The sequence below is a fragment of the Candidatus Merdisoma sp. JLR.KK006 genome (assembly GCF_036941035.1).
GTDB lineage: Bacteria > Bacillota > Clostridia > Lachnospirales > Lachnospiraceae > Laedolimicola.
The window spans coordinates 16,808-37,785 of sequence record NZ_JAYMNS010000006.1 but is presented as its reverse complement, the minus strand read 5'-3'; the positions used below and the strand labels follow the sequence as shown (position 1 = coordinate 37,785).

20 protein-coding genes and 5 tRNA genes are annotated in these 20,978 nt (G+C 44.9%); 7 read left to right on the top strand and 18 right to left on the bottom strand.

The genetic code is table 11. The features are described from left to right. Positions 1-5 precede the first annotated feature (5 nt). From clpX to VSQ61_RS06885, 5 genes are all read right to left on the bottom strand, one after another. Entirely contained in the window at positions 6-1,265 is a 1,260-nt protein-coding gene (gene clpX, locus VSQ61_RS06905; RefSeq protein ID WP_334343706.1) for an ATP-dependent Clp protease ATP-binding subunit ClpX, read from the bottom strand. A gap of 16 nt (positions 1,266-1,281) precedes the next feature. Beyond that, positions 1,282-1,872 carry an ATP-dependent Clp endopeptidase proteolytic subunit ClpP gene (gene clpP, locus VSQ61_RS06900; protein ID WP_334343837.1) on the bottom strand — a complete coding sequence of 197 codons (591 nt, stop codon included), beginning with the start codon at positions 1,870-1,872 and terminating at the stop codon, positions 1,282-1,284. Between the two features lie 37 nt (positions 1,873-1,909). Further along, positions 1,910-3,196, bottom strand: a complete 1,287-nt coding sequence (tig, locus tag VSQ61_RS06895) for a trigger factor (RefSeq protein ID WP_334343705.1) — start codon at positions 3,194-3,196, stop codon at positions 1,910-1,912. Positions 3,197-3,530: 334 nt separating this feature from the next. Beyond that, on the bottom strand, positions 3,531-3,740 hold the full coding sequence (locus VSQ61_RS06890) for an alpha/beta-type small acid-soluble spore protein (RefSeq protein ID WP_334343704.1): 210 nt from the start codon (positions 3,738-3,740) through the stop codon (positions 3,531-3,533). Positions 3,741-3,819: 79 nt separating this feature from the next. Beyond that, entirely contained in the window at positions 3,820-4,371 is a 552-nt protein-coding gene (locus VSQ61_RS06885) for a DJ-1 family glyoxalase III (RefSeq protein WP_334343703.1), read from the bottom strand. A gap of 187 nt (positions 4,372-4,558) precedes the next feature. Here VSQ61_RS06885 and VSQ61_RS06880 point away from each other — a divergent pair, with 187 nt between their 5' ends. Beyond that, entirely contained in the window at positions 4,559-5,011 is a 453-nt protein-coding gene (locus tag VSQ61_RS06880; protein WP_334343702.1) for a CYTH domain-containing protein, read from the top strand. 156 nt (positions 5,012-5,167) lie between these two features. After that, positions 5,168-5,581, top strand: coding sequence for a helix-turn-helix transcriptional regulator (locus VSQ61_RS06875; protein ID WP_334343701.1), 414 nt, complete (start codon positions 5,168-5,170; stop codon positions 5,579-5,581). Between the two features lie 45 nt (positions 5,582-5,626). Here VSQ61_RS06875 and VSQ61_RS06870 read toward each other — a convergent pair whose 3' ends face one another. After that, the gene (locus tag VSQ61_RS06870) at positions 5,627-6,892 is read right to left on the bottom strand and encodes a dihydroorotase (RefSeq protein ID WP_334343700.1); all 1,266 of its coding nucleotides are present in this window, start codon (positions 6,890-6,892) and stop codon (positions 5,627-5,629) included. Then, positions 6,889-8,292 (bottom strand): ABC transporter substrate-binding protein, encoded by a 1,404-nt coding sequence (locus VSQ61_RS06865; RefSeq protein ID WP_334343699.1) that lies wholly within the window; start codon positions 8,290-8,292, stop codon positions 6,889-6,891. The genes VSQ61_RS06870 and VSQ61_RS06865 overlap by 4 nt, the downstream gene beginning before the upstream one ends. Before the next feature lie 229 nt (positions 8,293-8,521). Between VSQ61_RS06865 and VSQ61_RS06860 the strand changes: the two genes are divergently transcribed. After that, positions 8,522-9,436 carry a 2-oxo acid dehydrogenase subunit E2 gene (locus tag VSQ61_RS06860; RefSeq protein ID WP_334343698.1) on the top strand — a complete coding sequence of 305 codons (915 nt, stop codon included), beginning with the start codon at positions 8,522-8,524 and terminating at the stop codon, positions 9,434-9,436. Positions 9,437-9,490: 54 nt separating this feature from the next. Here the strand turns inward: VSQ61_RS06860 and VSQ61_RS06855 are convergent, their stop codons facing one another. Together VSQ61_RS06855 and VSQ61_RS06850 are read right to left on the bottom strand one after the other, a co-directional pair. Further along, complete coding sequence (locus tag VSQ61_RS06855) at positions 9,491-10,426, bottom strand: glycosyltransferase (protein ID WP_334343697.1); 936 nt, start codon at positions 10,424-10,426, stop codon at positions 9,491-9,493. Continuing rightward, the gene (locus VSQ61_RS06850) at positions 10,413-11,555 is read right to left on the bottom strand and encodes an FAD-dependent oxidoreductase (protein ID WP_334343696.1); all 1,143 of its coding nucleotides are present in this window, start codon (positions 11,553-11,555) and stop codon (positions 10,413-10,415) included. Before VSQ61_RS06850 ends, VSQ61_RS06855 begins: the two co-directional genes overlap by 14 nt. Positions 11,556-11,761: 206 nt before the next feature. Here VSQ61_RS06850 and VSQ61_RS06845 point away from each other — a divergent pair, with 206 nt between their 5' ends. Both VSQ61_RS06845 and VSQ61_RS06840 read left to right on the top strand, forming a co-directional pair. Further along, positions 11,762-12,589, top strand: coding sequence for a sugar phosphate isomerase/epimerase family protein (locus VSQ61_RS06845; RefSeq protein ID WP_334343695.1), 828 nt, complete (start codon positions 11,762-11,764; stop codon positions 12,587-12,589). An 80-nt stretch (positions 12,590-12,669) separates the two neighbouring features. Continuing rightward, on the top strand, positions 12,670-13,461 hold the full coding sequence (locus VSQ61_RS06840; protein WP_334343694.1) for a glycosyltransferase family 2 protein: 792 nt from the start codon (positions 12,670-12,672) through the stop codon (positions 13,459-13,461). 57 nt (positions 13,462-13,518) lie between these two features. On the opposite strand, the gene VSQ61_RS06835 is transcribed toward VSQ61_RS06840, so the two are convergent. The 9 genes from VSQ61_RS06835 to VSQ61_RS06795 form a co-directional block, all read right to left on the bottom strand. Beyond that, positions 13,519-14,436, bottom strand: a complete 918-nt coding sequence (locus VSQ61_RS06835) for a sugar nucleotide-binding protein (RefSeq protein ID WP_334343693.1) — start codon at positions 14,434-14,436, stop codon at positions 13,519-13,521. 15 nt (positions 14,437-14,451) lie between these two features. Further along, complete coding sequence (locus tag VSQ61_RS06830) at positions 14,452-16,416, bottom strand: DUF6311 domain-containing protein (RefSeq protein WP_334343692.1); 1,965 nt, start codon at positions 16,414-16,416, stop codon at positions 14,452-14,454. Further along, positions 16,397-17,569 carry a hypothetical protein gene (locus tag VSQ61_RS06825; protein ID WP_334343691.1) on the bottom strand — a complete coding sequence of 391 codons (1,173 nt, stop codon included), beginning with the start codon at positions 17,567-17,569 and terminating at the stop codon, positions 16,397-16,399. The genes VSQ61_RS06830 and VSQ61_RS06825 overlap by 20 nt, the downstream gene beginning before the upstream one ends. Before the next feature lie 208 nt (positions 17,570-17,777). Continuing rightward, positions 17,778-17,857, bottom strand: a tRNA-Leu gene (locus VSQ61_RS06820). A gap of 54 nt (positions 17,858-17,911) precedes the next feature. After that, a tRNA-Lys gene (locus VSQ61_RS06815) sits at positions 17,912-17,984 on the bottom strand. Positions 17,985-18,021: 37 nt separating this feature from the next. Beyond that, a tRNA-Gln gene (locus VSQ61_RS06810) sits at positions 18,022-18,093 on the bottom strand. Positions 18,094-18,109: 16 nt separating this feature from the next. After that, positions 18,110-18,183: transfer RNA gene (locus VSQ61_RS06805), tRNA-His, on the bottom strand. Positions 18,184-18,205: 22 nt separating this feature from the next. Continuing rightward, positions 18,206-18,279: transfer RNA gene (locus tag VSQ61_RS06800), tRNA-Arg, on the bottom strand. Between the two features lie 700 nt (positions 18,280-18,979). After that, positions 18,980-19,183, bottom strand: coding sequence for a helix-turn-helix domain-containing protein (locus VSQ61_RS06795; protein WP_334343690.1), 204 nt, complete (start codon positions 19,181-19,183; stop codon positions 18,980-18,982). A 142-nt stretch (positions 19,184-19,325) separates the two neighbouring features. Here VSQ61_RS06795 and VSQ61_RS06790 point away from each other — a divergent pair, with 142 nt between their 5' ends. Both VSQ61_RS06790 and VSQ61_RS06785 read left to right on the top strand, forming a co-directional pair. Then, positions 19,326-19,991 (top strand): SH3 domain-containing protein, encoded by a 666-nt coding sequence (locus VSQ61_RS06790; protein ID WP_334343689.1) that lies wholly within the window; start codon positions 19,326-19,328, stop codon positions 19,989-19,991. 346 nt (positions 19,992-20,337) lie between these two features. Beyond that, the gene (locus VSQ61_RS06785; RefSeq protein ID WP_334343688.1) at positions 20,338-20,781 is read left to right on the top strand and encodes a hypothetical protein; all 444 of its coding nucleotides are present in this window, start codon (positions 20,338-20,340) and stop codon (positions 20,779-20,781) included. Positions 20,782-20,978: the final 197 nt, after the last annotated feature.

Below are 20,978 nucleotides of genomic sequence, written 5' to 3'. Positions count from 1 at the left end.
CCAGGCTATGCCCGGAATCTCATTTCATTGCCAGTAGTTACAGGACTTCCCGTTCCGTCTACGACTTCTTTGGTAATCACGCAATTGGTAACACTCTCGTCTGATGGAACTTCATACATGGTATCCATCATAATATGCTCCATAATTGCCCGTAAGCCTCTTGCGCCCGTCTTCCTTGTTACCGTCTCTGCGGCGATGGCCTCAATAGCCTCCTTTTCAAAGGATAACTTTACTCCATCCAATTCCAGCATTTTCTTATACTGCTTCACGATGGAATTTTTCGGCTCTACAAGAATGCGTACCATGTCCTCCTTTGTCAAAGCATCCAGTGCCACCGTTACCGGCACACGCCCTACGAACTCCGGTATCATACCGAATTTCACCAGATCCTCCGGCAATACCTGCCGAAGCAGCTTACCCACATTTTCTTCTTCGTTGGGCTTCGACAGCTCTGCATTGAAGCCAATGGATCTCCGATCCATTCTCCGCTCAATCACCTTGTCAAGTCCCTCAAAAGCACCGCCGCAAATGAACAAAATGTTGGTCGTATCAATCTGTATAAACTCCTGATGGGGATGCTTCCTGCCTCCCTGAGGCGGCACAGAAGCAATGGTTCCCTCCAGAATCTTAAGGAGCGCCTGCTGAACGCCCTCTCCGGACACATCCCTGGTAATGGATGGATTCTCTGACTTTCTGGTAATTTTATCAATCTCATCAATATAAATGATTCCGTGCTGTGCACGCTCTATGTCATAATCTGCTGCCTGAATGATTTTCAGAAGAATGTTCTCCACATCCTCGCCCACATAGCCGGCTTCTGTAAGTGATGTGGCATCTGCAATGGCAAAGGGTACATTCAAAAGCCTTGCCAGCGTCTGTGCCAATAAAGTCTTACCCGACCCAGTAGGCCCAAGCATCAGAATATTGCTTTTCTGCAGCTCTACATTCAGCTCCTTATCCCTGACTGCCAAAATCCTTTTGTAATGATTATAAACCGCTACAGATAGAACCTTTTTTGCTTCCTCCTGGCCAATCACATATTCATCCAGAAATGCTTTAATCTCTTTAGGCTTCAGGAGATTGATCTCCTCATCCCCCAGCTCCTGCTCATCCAGCTCCAATTCCTCCTCGATAAGCTCGGAACAGAGTTCAATACACTCATCGCAGATGTAGGTTCCGCTGGGTCCGGAAATCATCTTTCTTACCTGCTCCCCCGACTTTCCGCAAAAAGAGCATCTTACATTATTATCATTGTTTCTAGGCATAGTTGTTCTCGCCCCTTTACTTCCGATTTGCGATCACGCTGTCAATCAAGCCATACTTCATAGCCTCCTCAGCGCTCATGTAGTTATCACGCTCTGTATCCACCTCAATTACTTCCAGAGGCTGACCCGTATTGGCAGCAAGAATCTCATTCAGCTTTTTCTTTGTACGCAGGATGTGATCCGCCACAATCTTAATATCTGTAGCCTGGCCCTTAGCTCCGCCGGAAGGCTGATGAATCATAATCTCTGCATTTGGAAGCGCCATACGCTTGCCCTTTGTGCCGCCTGCCAGAAGAAATGCACCCATGCTGGCTGCCATTCCCATACAAATGGTAGACACATCACACTTGATATACTGCATGGTGTCATAGATGGCCATGCCTGCAGTTACCGAGCCGCCTGGGCTGTTAATATACAGATTGATATCCTTTCCCGGATCCTCTGACTCCAAAAACAAAAGCTGTGCCGTCACCAGACTGGCAGTTACATCATTGACTTCCTCTCCCAGAATAATGATTCGATCCTTCAGAAGTCTGGAGTATATGTCATAAGAACGCTCGCCCCTGCTGGTCTGCTCAACTACATAAGGTACCAAACTCATATTCATCATTTCCTCCTCATTTCTTTCCTAAACGCAGCACGTCTTATTTCTCAACTGCTGCCTCTGTCACCAGCTCTATAGCTTTCTGGATAGACAGATCCTCTCTCATATTCTTCTTCTCTTCCTCGCTGATAAGCTCCCGAAGCTTATCAAGTTCCATCTTGTAGGCTTCCGCCATACGAGTCATCTCTGCCTCAATGGCCTCGTCTCCAATCTCTATGTTCTCGGCCGCCGCAACAGCCTCCAGAACCAGACGGCTCTCAATGCGCTTCTTTGCCTGAGGTTTCATCTGATTGGTCATAGACTCTATGGTAGCTCCTGTATACTGCATATACTGGTCCATGGACATTCCCTGCATCTGCATTCTCTGAGCGAAATCATCCACCAGATACTCGGCCTGTGTCTCGATCATCGCATCCGGGATCTCCATAACGGCGCCCTCAATAATCTTCTCAATGACGGCATCCTCTTTCTTCGCCTTGGCATCTGCAGCTTTGCGCTCCTCTATCTTTTTCTTAAGATCTGCACGGTACTCTTCCATCGTATCGAACTCAGATACATCCATTGCAAACTCATCATCTGCTTCCGGAAGTTCTTTTACCTTGATCTCCTTTACAGTACACTTAAAAACAGCGGCCTTTCCTGCCAGATCCTTTGCATGATACTCTTCCGGGAAGGTTACATTGACCTCAACCTCTTTTCCAAGCTCAGCACCTACAAGCTGCTCTTCAAAACCCGGAATAAACGCACCGGAACCGATAGTCAGACGATAGTCGGTTCCCTTACCTCCTTCAAAAGCTGTTCCGTCCACAAAGCCCTCGAAATCAATCACAGTCATATCCCCGTCCTGAACACTGCGATCCTCTACTGTGATAGTTCTGGAATTGTTCTCACGTTCCTTATCTACTTCTGCCGTAATCTCTTCTTCTGTGGCTGTGGTATCAGCCTTTTCTACTTCAATGCCCTTATATTCCCCCAAAGTCACCTCCGGCTTTACGGCAACCTCGGCTGTAAAGATAAACGGCTGTCCTTTTTCAATCTGAACAATATCAATAGTCGGACGCGACACGAGCTTAAGCTCACACTCATCGGCCGCTGCCGCATAGGCGTCAGGAATCAACACATTGGCTGCATCTTCGTAAAAAATCTCCGGTCCGTACATTTTCTCTATCATCTGGCGCGGTACCTTGCCCTTGCGGAAGCCCGGAACATTGATCTTGTTTTTATTCTTCAGGTATGCTTTCTGAAGAGCCTGCTCCAATTCTTCAGCAGACGCCTCAATAGTAAGCTTAGCCATATTCTTCTCCAGTTTTTCCACTTGTAAACTCATTTTTTATCTCCTCCTTAAATTGTATCTTTACATAACAGATTACTGTTCGCACCCATGGTGTTCACAGTAGCGAATCCGGCTTGTTACACCTCTATAAATCTTCACACACTTACAGTCATTGTAGTAGTATAACACAAGCTTTGTGAGAAAATCAAGTCTCATAATGCACAATTATAGCGGCTTAATCCGCTGTTTATATTATATTTCACCCATACAATAAAACGGCGGCTTTGATTACTCGAAGCCTGTTTTGAATCAATCCTTTTTATGTCATCTGAAAACAGCCCCCTGCACATCAATTTTGATACACAAGGGGCTGCTCTCTTTTTTTCTTTTATTTACCGCTCATCTGCTGTTCCTGCTTCATGATCATTTTCTTAACCATTTCGCCTCCGATGGAACCTGCCTGAGCAGAAGTCAAATCACCGTTGTAGCCTTCCTTTAAAGGCACACCCAGCTCGCTGGCTACTTCCTCTTTGAAGCGGTTCATAGCTGCCTTCGCTTCCGGAACTGCCATCTGGTTTGTCTTAGACTGTTCTGCCATCTTTATCACCTCCATGCACCTATTGTGTGCAAAGCCTCTAAAAGGCATACTGGAAATGAAAGGAAGTGCAATTCTTCTTTTAATGGCCGTAAATGATGCTTTTTCGAATTTCTTCTGATTTTTCTTTTCCAAACAATTGTTCAATCAGAGAAAGGGCAAAGGGAATTGCCGTTCCCACACCTCGGCTGGTAATCAGGTTACCGTCTGTCACCACGCGCTCTGTCAGATATTCAGCCTCGACCAGCCCCTCTTCACAGCCAGGATAGCAGGTAGCTTTCTTTCCCTTCAAAAGCCCCATATCTCCGAATACGGCAGGCGCTGCGCAGATGGCCGCAAGAAGCTTCCCTTTTTTGTCGGCATCCGCAAGAAGGCTGCGAAGCTTTTGACAAGCCTTCAAATTGTTGGTGCCCGGCTGCCCTCCCGGCAGAATCAGCAGATCCTGATCCTCAAAATCCATGTCTTCAAATAATGTGTCTGCCTCTACGGTAATCTGATGCGAACCTGTAACCGCCTTTTCTGCCTGAACTGATACAATAGTTACCTGTGCTCCTGCCCGGCGCAGCAGATCGATAGGCGTCAGCGCCTCCACCTCTTCAAAACCAGGCGCAAGAAAAATACTTACTTTTTTCATTTTATATATCCTCCATTCCAATTTCATTCCAGTTCTGCATTCGCCGTCTGTTACATGGGCTCCTGCTGTTTTTTGAATACAGTTTATCAAATATCCGAAAGAATATCCAGACATTTCGCAAATCTTCTGTGGATGCCTTCCGCCTGCTGCGTTATAATAGATGAAAAAAGAAAGGAACTCTTTGAATATGGAAATTGAACGCAAATTTTTAATACCCAGGCTTCCGGAAGATCTGGATGCATATCCTTTTCAGCTTTTGGAACAAGCCTATCTATGTACAAACCCGGTAGTCCGTGTCCGACGAAGTGATAATACTTATACCCTGACCTATAAATCAAAAGGGCTTATGAGCCGGGAAGAATATAATCTGCCCTTAACCTCCGACAGCTATGAGCATTTAAAGCAGAAAGCAGACGGCAATGTGATTCGCAAAAAGCGCTTCCGCATCCCCCTTCCTGACAAACTGACCATTGAGCTGGATCTCTTTGATGCTCCCTTTGAAGGTCTGGTTCTGGCAGAAGTGGAGTTTACTTCCGAAGAACAGGCTCATGCCTTTCTTCCCCCAGACTGGTTCGGAGAAGAAGTTACCTGGTCTGCCGAATATCACAACAGTACCCTAAGCCAGCGTCCGATTTCCTGATATTTATAGCTGCCTTATGATGTTTTCTATGAGACTTTCAATATTATCATTTTAAAATGACACATGTAATTTATTATGCTATATTTCCTCCCATTTTGTATAAAAGCTTGGGCAAGCTGATATAATATACCCATCATTTCGGGAGGGAACAATGGGATGCGTGAAATAAGAATTGCAATCAACATGCGTGCACTGCGTATTGCAAATGAATATCCTCAAAAATATATCAGCGAACTTATTCACGTTGCACGCCAAACCTATTCCTTATATGAAAACGGAAAGGGACTCCCGGATCTGGAAGCTGTCTGTTATCTGGCTGATTTTTATGGCGTATCGGTAGATATGCTGCTTTATGCGGATCTGTCTGCCAAGCAGATTGCAGATTCCACTGCCAATGAGCATTTCGCTATTGCACCAGAAACCAGCGCAATTCCTTTGAATGGTGCCGAGGCACGTATGTTAATCAATTATAAATCCCTTCCTTCGGAAGTTCAAAAGGAAGTTCGGGAATTTGTCCGTTTCAAAAAGAAATGGGTAGAATCACAGCAGGTATCCGATAACGAAAAGTAACTCCAAGTGCATCTCTTTTACACTTGGAGTTATCTTTTGTACATGTTACCCTTTATATACAATCTCTCCGCCGCAAATGGTGTAGCGGACCTTTCCCTGCAAGGTTCTTCCCCGAAAAGGAGAGTTCACTGCTTTGGATGCAAATTCTTCCACTGTCCAAAGCTCTTTTTCATCAAAGATCACCAGATCGGCAGGCGCTCCCGGCACTATTCCCGGATAGTCGAATCCATACAGGAGAGCCGGGTTTCGGCTCATCTTTTCCATAAGCTGCATCAGTGTCAAATGCCCTGGCTTAACAAGCTCTGTAATTCCAAGAGCCAATGCTGTCTCCAGACCAATGATTCCGCTGGGAGCCTCTGTAAGAGGTCTGGCTTTCTCTTCCTCACTGTGGGGCGCATGATCGGTGGCTATAATATCTATCGTTCCGTCTCTTAAGCCTGCAATAATGGCCTGACGATCTTCCTCTGTCCGCAGAGGCGGATTCATCTTTCCGCAGGTTCCCCAGGTAAGCACAGCCTCCTCCGTCAATGTAAAATGGTGTGGAGTTGCCTCTGCTGTCACACATACCCCTCTTGCCTTGGCCTGCCGAACTGCTTCTACCGCTTTCGCCGCACTGATATGCTGAATGTTCACCTTTGCCCCTGTCTCTCCGGCCAGAAGGCAATCCCTCTTAACAAGGCGTATCTCCGCCATGGCAGGTGAGCCGCCGATTCCAAGCTTCTTTGATACTTCCCCCTGGTTAATTCCGTTATTTTCAATCAGCGTCGGATCCTCTTCGTGAAGACTGATGGGAACGTCCAGGAGGGCCGCCGTCTCCATGGCCTGTCTCAAAAGCTCCCTGTCCAATATCGGAATGCCGTCATCTGTAAACCCGGCTGCCCCAAGGGCATGAAGGCTTTCCATATCTGTCAGTTCCTTTCCCTTCATCCCTTTTGTTACACAAGCACAGCTTTTCACATGAATTCCGGTCTTTTTCCCTTTTTCCAACACTTCAGACAGTATCTCCGGAGAGTCTATTACCGGCTTTGTATTTGCCATACAGACTACTGTCGTAAAACCTCCTCTGGCTGCTGCACGGGCCCCTGTCTCAATATCCTCTTTATAGGTCAGTCCCGGATCCCGAAAATGAACATGTATATCCACCAATCCCGGAGCCGCCACCAGGCCGGTCCCTTCCAGAATCTGGCTACAGTCCTCTTCTGAAATCATCTTATCTGTAGATACAATCTTTCCGTCTGCAATGACCAGATTAAGCTTCTCATCTCTCCCGTTTGCCGGATCCAGCACACGCACGCCGCGAATCCCTATCATTCTTCTTCCCCTTTTGGTTCCAATGTCTTATTGGCATATTCTACGAAGCTGTCTGTTGACTCCTTAACGCTGTATTCTCCATTCAGAATCTCTGCCAGCATCTGATACCAATATACTCTCATTTCCTCAAAGCCTTCTACATGGTTGTAGTAAGTTCCGCTGTAAGGGAGAAGGGCCTCATAAAGCAGCGCTTCCTCATTGCCGCCGTACACATCTCCCATGGATGTGCGGACCGGGAAGCCTCCGCTTCGCACCACATTTTCCGCCGCTTTACTTTCATCATTACACAAAAAGTCCACCAGATAACGGGATGCCTCTTCTTGCTTCTCATCTTCCGTCTTAAAAATACAGAAGCCTTTCAGCATATACTCAAGCTCCGGTACACCGTCTTCGGAAGGATAGGGCATCACAACTACCTCCACGCCATTTTCCTGGAGTGCCTGGGCATTGGCCAATGCCTGGGGAAGACTCCAGAGCAGGCAGAAGGAATTGTCGCCATTCACAAAGGAGGATACGGCATCTGCTCCCGTAGATCCGGATCCATTCAGAACCCATCCCTTATCCATCCACTCCTTTACCTTGGTTAATGCCTGCTGATTTGCCTCACTATTCATGGTATAAGCTGTCCCATCCTCATTCATCAGGCTTCCGTCATAGAGATTTGTAAGGAAGGAACGGCTGGCATAGTCTCCGGCGATGCCTGAGCAGTAAAGGATTCCTCCGTTAAACTGAGAATTGCCAAGCCTCTCCAATACCTGTTCAAAGGCTTCCGTGGTCCAGGTGCAGGCCCCTTCCCGGTTCATCAGTTCAATAGCACCGGATCCTTCAATCATAGAACGGTTAAAAGCCATCACATAATTAGACGCACTAAACGGATACATTACATAAGCTCCCTCGTTTCTGCAGGCGCTTAAGATCCCTTCGCTGACCACATCTGCAGCCATTTCCTCCGTAAACATAGAGGTCAAATCCGTCAAAACCCCTTCCTTCGCATAGATACCAATGCGGCCCGGCTCATCCAGCAGAACATTGGGCAGTTCCAATCCCTCGCCGTCAATCAATGCCTGGACCTCATCCGGACCCTGAGTATAATCCAGCATCTTAAGTTCTACCCGAATGTTGGGATATTTCTTATTAAACTCCTGAATCAATGTCTGTTCATAAGCGCCTTCCTCCTGACCCTCATCCTGGACAAACACCGGGTAAGTCCACCAGGAGATGCTTGCTTCCAGATCTGAGACCACCTCTATGGTTTCTTCCGGTTCTCCCGCTTCTTCCGGCTCCTCTGCCACTTCTATCTCTATCTCATCGCCCTCTGGCTCTTTGCCTTTACAGGCGCTCATTCCAAAAACTAGTATTCCGCTCATGGTAAGCGCAAGTACCTTCTTCCACACAGTCATTCCAAAGCCTCCTGACTCTTTATCTTGATTCACAATCCCGCTCAGCCTCAAAAGGGGATTCTAGGAACAGCATTCCATCTCACAATTGTAAATAATAATGACTTTTATCACTATATCATAAACTGGTATATCTTTTCAATAGCGGCTTTCCTGTTGACAAGCATTTCCTGTTTAGTATAAAATTGTTTTAGAGTTATGCAGAGTTAAAATCAGGAGGGAGCACTATTAGATGAAACCATTAGAAGGCAGAAAGCGCCGTTTCGGTGATCGGAATGACGGCTTTCTTGTGCGGAATCTGGATCCTATGGGGAAACTGATTCCATATATAATGAGAAGCAAATCAGACAGCTGGGTACTGTTTGAGGATCGAATTGATATTACCCATACACAGGAATTTTTACATACTATGCGCAAGAGCCAGATTCCTGGTCTTACCCTATATCACATTGTCTTTGCAGCAATCGTGCGTACCTATTCCCAGGTTCCTGAATTAAACCGTTTTATTCAGAGAAATAATATTTATGCCCGGAATGAAATGAAGGGTTCTATGGTAGTTATGAAGGGAATGCAGAGGGACAGTGAGCGCACTACCATTATGCCCCGTTTTGAGATGGATGCCACTTTGCCGGAGGTGGTCAAAGAAATCGAAGTATTGGCCAATCCCATTGACCGTACCAAAAAGGTTGCCGAGGATGAGAATCGAAATGATTTTGACAAGCTGGAGCTGGCTCTGGCCCTGATTCCCGGATGGCTGATCCGCTTTGTCTTTTCCCTTTTGAAATTTCTGGATCGTTATGGTTTAATTCCCAGGAAAATCACAGGCTTAAGTCCCTTCCATTCCAGCTTCTTTATCACAAATATGGGCTCTATCGGAATGCAGCCGGTGTATCACCATATCTACGAATTCGGTACAATCTCTATCTTTGGAGCCATAGGGAGCAAGGAAACGGTTCATGAGTTAGATCGGAAAGGAAACCTGCGTCGTAAGACTTATCTGAATATGAAGTTTGTAGTGGATGAGCGCATCTGCGACGGTTTTATCTATGCCATTGGCTTTAAGCATATCAAGAGCGGCATTTCGAAACCGGAACAGTTGATGGAACGACCCAAAGAAGTGATTCATGACAAAATAGACCGGAGATAACACTTAAAAATCAGGGCAGACATTTGTTTTGCAAATTCTGTCCTGATTTTTCTGTTATTTAAGCTTTTCTATTCCCTCAATTGCATATTGCTGCTTTGTAAATACCAAGTCAATCAAAATGGACAGGTATTTAATGATAATGGCAAAAATAGCAAAAACCCCAAAAAAGGCCAATGACAGAAACAGCATCGTTGTAGTCCATCCTTCTACCGGCTTAGCACCCACAAAGATCACTATTGTATAGAGACCGATAAACAGAGCTGCCAGCATCATCATTCCTGCCAGCAGACTGGATACCTGATATCCCAAATTGGTAAACAGAATCAAGCTGTTAAACGCCATATCCCGACGCATCTCCTTTTCCTCCGGCAGCATAACACCTTTTCGTTCCTGAGGTTTATAGGTCAAGGTTTTTATCTGCAGCCCGCAATTTGCATAGACCGCCTTTCGATAGGGAATAGACTGGCACATGGAATGCACCCGGTTCACCGCTCGTCTGGACAGGATCCGAAAAGTTTCTGTCCTCAGCATCGCCCTTTTGCCTGCCGCACGGTTGTAGACCTGGTAAAACAGCCTCGAAGTCCATCTCTCAGCCCGTTCCGGCGCAGCGCTTACAATGTCAAAGCCTTCCAGGGATGTTCGATAGATCTGCATCAGCAATTCATCCGGAAAATCACAGGAAACCTTATCAAACTCAAGCACGAAATCGCCTATGGCCAAATCCATGCCTGCATTCATAGACAGCTCCACCCCCTGATAGTAGCTCATATGAAGAATACTTACACTGGCTTCCTCAAGGCTCTTCGCAAATTCTGCAATTACCTGAACACTCTTGTCCGTGCTGCGATCATCCACGCAGATAATCTCATAGTTTTCAAAGTTCTCTCTCAAAATTGTATTTATTTTTCTCAGAAAATCGGCCAGATATAACTCCTGGTTGTGCACATAGAGCACAGCCGACACAAAATTTTTTTCCTTATTTTCCATCATACATCAGTACCTCATCCAAATCATACACTGTATTGATTTTGCCCGACAGAACACTGACAAAGGCCGGAGCCTCACTCATCCGGCGCACCACAGTAGGTCTGGAATCATCAAGCTCAGAATTTTTCAGAATTGGCTTCATAGAAAACAATGAGTGGGAATAGGTAAATCCATATTCCTCCTTCATGTATTTCTCCGCCATATGAGACATATACGGCCATGCGCTGACCGGCCGTGCCGAACAGGTATTACAATTCCCAAGCTGATTGGGGCTGCAGTATTCTTTGCTGTTCTCCTGACACGGAAAGGTTGGAAGGCTGTCGTAACTGGTCATATGGGGCGTAAAGGTTACTGAAGTCAGAGAATGACAGCCTGTCTTTCCAAAGGGCATTATGGAAAAGAAGGGCCCGTCCATCACCGTAAGTCCCACCGGCCTCAATGTCTCTGAAGGGGTACACAATATTATTTCACAAAGCTCATACTTGATTCGAAACGGCTCTCCTTTAAGCCCTTCTACCTTCTTAAGCACTTGATTGGCAGATGCATAAGAAGCATTCAGAAGGAAATCCGTATATACGGAAGCCCTGTCTTCCATTTCTACTATAAAGCCTGATCCATCCGAAATAACCTTATGGATATGCACTCCGCAGCAAAGCTCCGCCTCCGGATACTTCTTAAGCTGTTCCAGAAAATAGTCTTTTAATATCTGTGCATCGTAAGTGTATTCTGTAGTCAGAAAGGCTCCGTCACACATTCCCGGCCGGAAATACCGTTCCGGATTGATCTCCTCACATCGAATATCCGCCGCCTGACAAAACTTTTGGAACTGTTTGGCATCTGTCCAGGAAAACTGGGCCGATGTAGCATAAACCTGGGAAAATTCCTTTAATATGCAAAAGCCGTAATCTCGGTTAAACCGTTCAAAATACCCTGCTGACTTTAATGCCGTAGACAGAGAACGGGGGTAATGATAGCCCATATGAACACGTGCCTGATTCACATAGGTTGCACGTCCAAAGACCTGGCTGTCCCATTCCAGCACCAATACTCTCTGCCCCCGCTTTGCGCAAAAGAGCGCCGCATAAAGACCATATAATCCTGCACCTATGATCACTTTCTCGTATTTCTCCATATTTTCCTCTGTCCTATCTGCGAATAACGCTGCAATTCACACCTTTATCAGCTTTAACATTATTTTGAATAATAATCCATTTAAGCATACCATTTGAATGTTGAATATTCAACGAAAAAATGGTAGTATGTGTATAATTTCTACTCCTAATGAACGCAAACCGTTCATTTTGAGCGGAAAGCATTACATGAAAAGGAGTTCTTTCCATGAATTTGTCTATTTCTAATATTGCCTGGGATTCAAAGCAAGATACATTTCTTTATTCTGCCATGCAAAGTCTTGGCTATGCAGGATTGGAAATTGCTCCCACACGCATCTTCCCTGAGCGCCCCTACGAACACTTAGAGGAAGCCCGTGAATTTGCATATCAGTTAAAGGAAAACTATGGACTTTCCGTCTGCTCTATGCAATCCATCTGGTACGGACGCACAGAGTCCCTTTTCGGCACTTCCAAAGACAGAAGGAAGCTGTTGGACTACAGTAAACAGGCCATTGATTTTGCCAGTGCTATGGGATGCCCTAATCTGGTATTTGGCTGTCCAAAAAATCGGCAGCGGCCTGAGCATGCAGCCATAGAGCCTGTTCTTGAATTTTTTCAGGAAACAGCCGTTTATGCCGCCAGACACCATACTGTTTTTTCCATAGAAGCCAATCCTCCTCTCTACCATACAAACTTTATCAACACTACCGATCAGGCATGTTCCCTGGTTCGGCACATGCGCTCATCCCTTTCCGATCCTGCTGCCCGCAAGGGAATCGCTGTTAATCTGGATCTTGGAACAATTCTGGAAAATCAAGAGCCGCTGGAGGATTTTCCCTCATGGCTTCCTCTGATTGGGCACATCCATATCAGTGAACCCGGGCTTACCTGTCTCACAAAAGACCACACGGATGTCTACAGCAGGCTGATAGAGTTTATCCGGAATGCATGGCAGGAAAAAAACTGGCAGGGATACCTGTCCATTGAAATGGGACGTTTGGATTCTCAGGAAAAGCTTTTGGAAATCATGACCTGGATCCGCAGCCTGTTCTAATTTCTGTCACTTGAACATTCTCACGAATCTGAGAACAGTAAGTTCTTGAGAGTAATTCACTTTTGAAAAGAGGTATTCTTATGATTTATGAAAAGCAGCATGGCGTTCCCCGCTTTCAAGCTGCAGAGTTTTCTCCAAAGCAGTCTGACTATTGTGTCTGTATCCCGATTATTAATGAAAATGGCAGGATTCAAAAAGAGTTGAAACGGGCAAAAAGATACGGCATTCCGAAGCTTACAGATATTATCCTCTGTGACGGCGGCTCCACTGACGGTTCTACTGACGAAGGTCTTCTTCGCTCTCTCGGGGTAAATACACTTCTGGTCAAGGAGGATGCCGGAAAGCAGGGTGCACAGCTTCGTATGGGGCTGTGGTGGGCTCTTGAGCGCGGCTACAAGGGAATTCTAACCATAGACGGTAACAACAAAGACAGCATTGAAGATATTCCCCGGTTTTTGGAGAAATTGGAGCAGGGCTATGATTTTGTACAGGGGTCTCGCTTTATCAAAGGCGGACGTGCCGTCCGTACCCCCCTGATCCGGCATATTTCCGTCGTACTGCTCCACGCCCCTGTCATCTCTCTTACTGCCCGCAGACGTTTTACAGATACCACCAATGCCTTCCGCGCCTATTCACGCACCTACCTGAAGCATCCTAAGGTGCAGCCCTTTCGGGATATCTTTATGGGATATGAATTGCTTGCTTACCTGTCCGTACGTGCCTCACAGCTTGGGCTGCGTACCTGCGAAGTTCCGGTAACACGGGCCTATCCCAAGGGGCAGAAGACGCCTACAAAAATCAGTTTTTTTAAAGGAAACTCCGATTTATTAAAAATATTATTTAAAAATATGGCAGGGGCTTACAATCCGTAAGCTCCTGCCATATTTAAACTTTCCGTACTCCTGCTTTGCTGCCTTTTAACATCTCCTTTATCTGTACACAAATCTTTTTATATCTTTCATAACAAAATCCTTTTTCAGCAGATAACCCCCTTCTCCCCCCAACATTTGGGCATAAAGACTTCGATAGTCATAGTGTGCGGGAGTCTGAGCAATCTCATTTACAAAGCTCTCTCCGGTCAGACTGTAATAAAGCTCACCTGTCTCTATTGGTTCCGTAGCCAGGTTCACTACGGGGAGTTCAAGCTCCAATGCTTTCTTCAGATGCTCCCACAGCATAGACAAGGGATAAAACTGAAATACACTGCGGCTGTCTGTAAAATTCAGTGCAGAAAAGCCAGCCGAGCGAAACCAATTCTTTAGTTCCTCTTCCTCTCCGGCCGCAAGAGGCCGGCATTTATAGAAGCCATTGTCCTGTTTTTCATAATAAGAATCCAAAAAGCTGCCCCCTGCCTGCAGCTCCAGATACTTTTCTTCTCTCAGCATGGAAGGAATCATATGAATAAAGTCGTAAATAAAATTCTTTTTAATATTCTTTCCATACAGTCCGGGAAGCCTGAGAATCAGCGCATCCTGATACGCTTCACGTACCCATTGCTCCAGCAGGCAGCGATGCCTGCCATAAGGCTGCAGACCCTCTGTATCAATTGCAGCGTTTTCATCTACTAAGACCGGCGTTTTATATACATCAATCGTAGATATCAAGACAAGCTTCCTTGGACAAATCTTTTGTATATTGGAAAATGCCTCCTTTACCGTCTGCAGATCCCTCTCCGGCTCCTGATTTGCCAAAAATTTCTCTGCCCTGACACCGGCATAAATCAACAGATCCGGCCTGGTGCCATAAGCCTGCTCAATATTTTTTGAATGATAAAGATCTGTAAACTCATATGCGGATAACAAATTAGACCCTACAAATCCTGTATATCCTACTAAAGCTGTTTTCATATGCTGCTCCCTTCTCTAATCTGTGTAAACAATCTCTATCTCTGCCGCATGCTCCCACTCTTCCAAATCTACATTTCCCTCACATTTTATATAAAAGTAGTCCCGAATATTTTCATTGGAATATCGTTCAATTCCTGCTATCTTCACTGTCTCATCACCCAGCTTCAGCCCCTCTGCCTGAGACAGCTCCCATTCCAGAACCTCTGTAGCCGGAAGCAGAATTTCATCTTCCTCAGCCTTTCTTAAGTATAACCAATCTGTACTGCCTTCCTCGATGGCAGCAAACTTCCCTGGTTTCCGGGAAAAAACAGCTTCCTTCACTGCCAAATCCGCCCTTTGCTCTCCAAAGGCTATATATCCTCCCAGATCGTATGCTGCCAAATCCTCGTTCAGATTCCAGGAAAGCTGTTCTGCCAAAACAGAGTCTCTGACCAGATACAGAACTCCTTCTTCCATTTTCTGTCCCTGATAAAGCTGGAGAGTCATTTCTCTGCAGCGTTCTTTGGCCTTCTCAAAATCTCCCCGATTAGCCGGAAGAATATTGGATTTTACCTGATGTTTCATAAAAAGTGCCGCCAGACTGTAGTCATGGTGATAATTAAGCAGTTCCGTCCGGTCATATGCATCCAACACCTGACTCCAATCCTCTGACAGGAAAAAATCTGCTCTATAGCTTCCTGCCTCCATATGATTCTCATCAATGGAGCCATGCTTTTGGTTTAATGCCGGCAGCAAGTCAAAAACCTGAACAACTAAAAGAGCTGACAAAGCTGCCATTCCCGCCCTGCCCCGAAACCGGATTGCTGTAAGACAAGCCAAAAGGAACAAAAGCTCATAGACCGGCCAGAACATCCGGCCGCTGGCACGGAAAACGGAACAAAGCCGCTGAACCATTTCCGGCAGGGGAATAGTAAAAAGTGTTGTTCCGTTAAATGTAATTACATTGCTCCATGCAAACAGCACACAAAAAATCGAAAACAGAATCAAGCCTATATAGCTCTTGCAAAATTTTCCGAACCTCTTTTCCCGTTTCAGGCTTATCATCATTTTCCCGATCCCTAATACTCCAAAAAGCAGCACACCAAGTCCCAGATAATTAAAGCCGTCATAATTGCCTGCCTTCTGCTCCAGTATGGGCAGAACAGAAGACCAGCCATCCACTCCCAGACTCTTGGGATTCCAAAGAGCATTCAGATTCATGGAGTAATATCCAAACCCTTCAGCAGTCCCTGATACTCCGTTTCCAAACACCCCAATTACATATCCTGCCAAAAAAAGCACAAAGAGATTTCCCGCCAGAAAAGCTGCTGTCTCTTTCCATTCTGCCCATCTTCTCTGCACCAGACGCTCCAGCGCCCACGCCGCCAAAATTCCGCATATCATAGGTACAAAATAAGGATGCAGTCCTACCCCAAGAACCTGTAAGGGCAAAAATCCCCATGGCAACTTTCCGCTTTTTCGAGATCGAAAGTAAAAATACAGCGCCGTCAAAATCAGCCATTGAGAAGCCAGAGCTGTATGGCGAAAAGCACGCTCAATAAGAATGGGAGAAAACACAAACAAAACTACGGATCCATAAATTCCCCATTGCTTTTCTGTAAAGAGCTCCATAAGGCAGCCTGCACATAGCCCCTGCATCATAAAGCAAAACAGCACATACAAGCCAAAAAACTGAAAAGTCTCAGGAAGAATTCCGGACAAGCATTTAAAAGCTATAGACACAAGGGGAATGGAATCTGTAAAAGAGATCACAACTCCCTCCGGATATCCCAGATTTCCTGCCAGCCCCAGGGGAAAGCTCCAGTCGGACGCCCGAAAAGCCATCCATCCGGCATAGTGCTGAATAATATCATCCTCCACATATCCGTTCAGAATCCACCAGTCAAAAGTTACATGAAGAGCATCCGTCCCATAAATTACCAGAAAAGCTGCTGCACCCATGAGCGCATAAATCAAATATTTACTTCTTTTCCTTAGCATATTTCACCGCCTGCTCCACCCAGCATTTTATTATCTGTGCCGTAGACGCAAATCCTATCATGGTAAACGGAAGACAAAAAATTACATAATCAATGTGAGGATGATGTACAGCATGTCCCTTTGCTAATACCAGCCAGGATACCGGCCCAAGCAGAGATACAATCATTACCAGAATCAGTCCGAATGTTTTCCGCTCATCTGGTTCCATCCGGAACCGTAAGCCTGTAATTTTCCGACGATTTTTCTCCTGAATCAACATGAGCACCAGCATGACAGCGGCAGGTACAAAAAACAGAGGAATCAAAAAGCTCAAATGCCAGTTTCCAAAAAGCGGTACATCCCAATCTCCCATCCAGTACATTTTAAACACATCTAAAAGCGGTACATCAAATGCCTTCAGCACATCTGAATCAAAGCTATTCAGCGTCACATAGCCAGTGCGCCGGGCACTGATAAAAACCATATAATCTACCGCATCCTTCCACCCCCGCAGCCCTGCCATTAAAGCCAGGTTAACAAAAAGCGCTCCTGCAAAGCCTATTATTGCCCCTGCTCCCGCAATAAAAGCTCGCTTTAAATACATCCTCCATCCCCATGCCTGCTTTATTGCATAATAGATGAGCGGCAGCTCCAATGCTACCATAACGCAACTGATAAATTCATAGCCGCAGGCGCTGCGCAGAAAAATGGTCAGACAAGATAACAGGAAAAGCCATCCGTTTTTCATTCTGCTATGGCGTTCCTCCCACATCATCAGTATCAGAAGTACAATCATGGGCAAAATCATGGTCCAGGTTACCCAGTAAATGTTTCTTGTACTATATCCGGTCCAATTTGTAAAAAGCAGGGTTGCATAGACAATTCCGGCAGTCCAAAAACCAAATTCCCGGTACAGCCAATACAAGAGGATGAAAAACAGAACGGAGAATATCACCACATTAAGGCCACACATCACATCCTTGGGAATTGGATCTGTGAAGCTTGCGTGAGGAGCTGCCAGCTTATCTACTGCAGAAAAAAGCATGCCTGCAAAGCCTATCTGCTGCTGATACTCCACCATCATACCATTATAATTGCCAATCCCATTGATTCTGGCATCTATAATCTTGTCAACAACCCATTCTTCGGAGTCTAACTGCCACTTAGACCACATGAAATCATACTGCTACAGCCCCCACCGGTCGCAAAACAGATGCTCAGCAAGAAACAGAAATGCCCCCAAAATCAAAACTGCCAACAGAATCTTTCTTGTCTTTCCTTCTATCCGCATACACTTTTCCTTCATTTTCTGTTAATGAACATACTTATTCAGAAAAGAGCCTTCCGTCTTACAGAAGGCTCTTTCCAATTTCTTTTCCAGATGCGGATAACAGGACTCGAACCTGCACGGTCGCCCACTGGAACCTAAATCCAGCGCGTCTGCCAATTCCGCCATATCCGCTTGTACAAAAAAATTGAGACCGCAAGTCAACCACCGTTGCTTACGGCCTCTCCATGAAGCATCGGGGATTCGAACCCCGGACAACTTGATTAAAAGTCAAGTGCTCTACCGACTGAGCTAATGCTCCATATATTCGGGATACAGGACTGTCTTGCATGCCCTGACTGGGCTAGCTGGATTTGAACCAGCGAGTGCAGGAGTCAAAGTCCTGTGCCTTACCGCTTGGCGATAGCCCAAAATTGCTTTCGCAAGGGTGGATAAAGGGATTCGAACCCTTGGCCTCCAGAGCCACAATCTGGCGCGCTAACCAACTGCGCTATACCCACCATAATGCCAAGTACTGGCGCATGTGCTCGAAGGGATTCGAACCCCCGACCCACGGCTTAGAAGGCCGTTGCTCTATCCAGCTGAGCTACGAACACAAACAGAGCATCACATCTACTAAGCTCAAAAATATCTCGCTAAGTGCGGAGCACAAGCGGGTGATGGGAATCGAACCCCAGCCCACTCAAATAAACTTAGGTAGAAAGGCGCTTTTAGCATCCTCCATGCCAGTGTAATCACAAGTGTAATCAACCAGCACTCCACCTTAGCTACATCCTTTCGTGACGCTTGATTATACTATCATAAAAAATTAGTTCTGTCAATCATTTTTATCTAATATTTATATATTTATATAACATAGATAAAGATGGATAAAGATTTATAAAATCAATATCTTTATCTAAAAAAACAGTGTGTCAAGGTGCCAGACTTGGGGGTGGAGATTTTTTATCCATTCTTTTCGGGATAAAAAATACAACCCGGACACCTTTACACAACGGACGGAGCCACAACATAATAGGGAAGGGGATATGTCCAGAAGCATTTTACTGGCATATCCCTTGATTGTGCTTTTAATATTTGATGTAAAAATTTTCAATACTTAAATATATAGCAAAAGGTTTTAGAAGCACTCTCCCAACTTGCGAAAACAGGGAAAATTATCTGTATCGCATCTTTTCCGTGATATAGACAATTTTTCCGTCACCTGCCAGAATGTGGATTCGTTCCAAAATTGAGCGAGCCATAGCGAGCATGTTTCAATTTTGGCGGCAGAAACCCAGAGCCGCCGCACGCAAGCTATTCATCAGTTGGAAATCTTACAATATCGTTAGGGGTACAGTCCAAAGCATGGCACAATTTTTCAAGCGTCAACATGGTGATGTTGTTGTTTTTCCGCAGGGTATCTAATACCCTGTTGTCCAACACTTTATCTTTTATCAGCTTATATTGTGTGATTTCTTTCCTTTTCATGGTCTCCCATAACGGGCTGTAATCAATCATAAGTAGCAACTGCCTTTCTCGCATCCTACTACTATTATGAATGAACAGCCAGAAAATGAATATTGCACATATATGTGCTATATGCTACAATAAATATTGTAGTAAAATAGATTTGTAGAACAAATGAAAGGAAAATCGTGATATGAAAAACAAAATAATTACTATCATTTTATCTTTAATGATTGCTAGTATGCTAATTTCTGGTTGTGGAAAAAAAGAGGAGCCTGTTATAGCTGAAGCAGTAGAAATACAAGAACCAGAAGAAACAGAAATACCAGAACCAGAGCCTATAGTTGAACCAGAACCGGAGCCGGAACCAGAGCCAGAGCCTATAGCTGAGCCGGAACCGGAACCAGAGCCAGATTTAGGTTACACAATAATTCCAATGGATGAAGTTACAATGTATGCTACGACTAATTGTAATCTCCGAGGAGGTCCCGGAACAGACTATGACAAAGTAGGGAGTTTATCCTATGCACAAGAGATAGTATGTAATGGAAAAGTAGCTGATGGAGACAAGGAGTGGTTAGTCCTCAAAACCGAGGATGGCAGTACCCAAATGGTCAGTGCCAAGCTAGTCTCCCGAACCAAGCCCCAACCCCAGCAATCCACCAACACCAATAACAGTGGAGGCAACGGTAGCACTACCCAACCCCCAGCCTCAAATGGAGGTTCTAGCGGAGGCCAGCCCTCTGGTGGAAGTGACCCAGGCAGCGTAGGTTTTGGTGAGCAAGGTGGAATGTTCTCAGACCTCCCCGTATCCGGTGGAGCGGGCTCTGGCAGTGGTATAGAAGTAGAATTCGAGTAATATTGAGCTGATAGCACATACTAGACGAAGTATCACTTGAGTAAACATGTAATACAAGGAGAACAACATGAAACATAAGAAATTATTTACATTAGTATTATTCATAACAACAAGTCTGTTCTTGTTAGCAGGTTGTGGAGAGTTGCAGTTCGAATAAAAGTAAATCCTACAACCTATGTAGATCTACATAACCCATTAACAAGGTTGATACTGATACATTGTATCAACCTTTTTTTGTGCCAAAAATCAAGCACTTAGAAATATAAAACATATTGTTAGATTTATTTGTGGATGATATACTAAATGCAATTATAGATAAAATACAAAGAGACGAGGTTACAGATTAATGAATAATTCTTTTGCGAAAAAATGTAGGGATAATAATATTGACTGTAGCAAAGCATATAAATTCAGAGCCAAACATTCCGACTTAACAGATGAACAAATTATAGAGTATTATAGAAACAAAAAAACTATAGATTATGCTTCTATCAGATTAGGGGAAAGAAATATATCTCTAAACGGTTTAGAAATGGAATTAGTAAAATACATAAACTCCCATGATATAGATGTTCAATTTGAAGATGGAACAATAGTATATCATAAAAACTATACAAATTTTAAAAAAGGATATATACCACATCCAAAGTATAAAAATTGTCAATACGTAGGAGCATTTAAAAACAAAAAGTATTTCTTATGCACATGCAGAAAATGCAAAGGTAAACATGTGATATGTATAGATGAAATGAGAGACTTTGAGTGTACACGAGGTAATCATACAAAATAAAACACTTTGAATGTACAAACTAAAAAGATTGCCAAAGTGTGGGCGAGAAGCAAAGCAACGCAGTGAGCAGGGCGAACGAAGTGCGGAGCGTCACGAGCCTACACTGGCAATCCAGAGCGAAGCGGCTTTAGGGGAGGACTGCAAGTATTACCAGTCCTCCTTATATTTTTGTATCTATACCCCCCTCCCTCCCCATC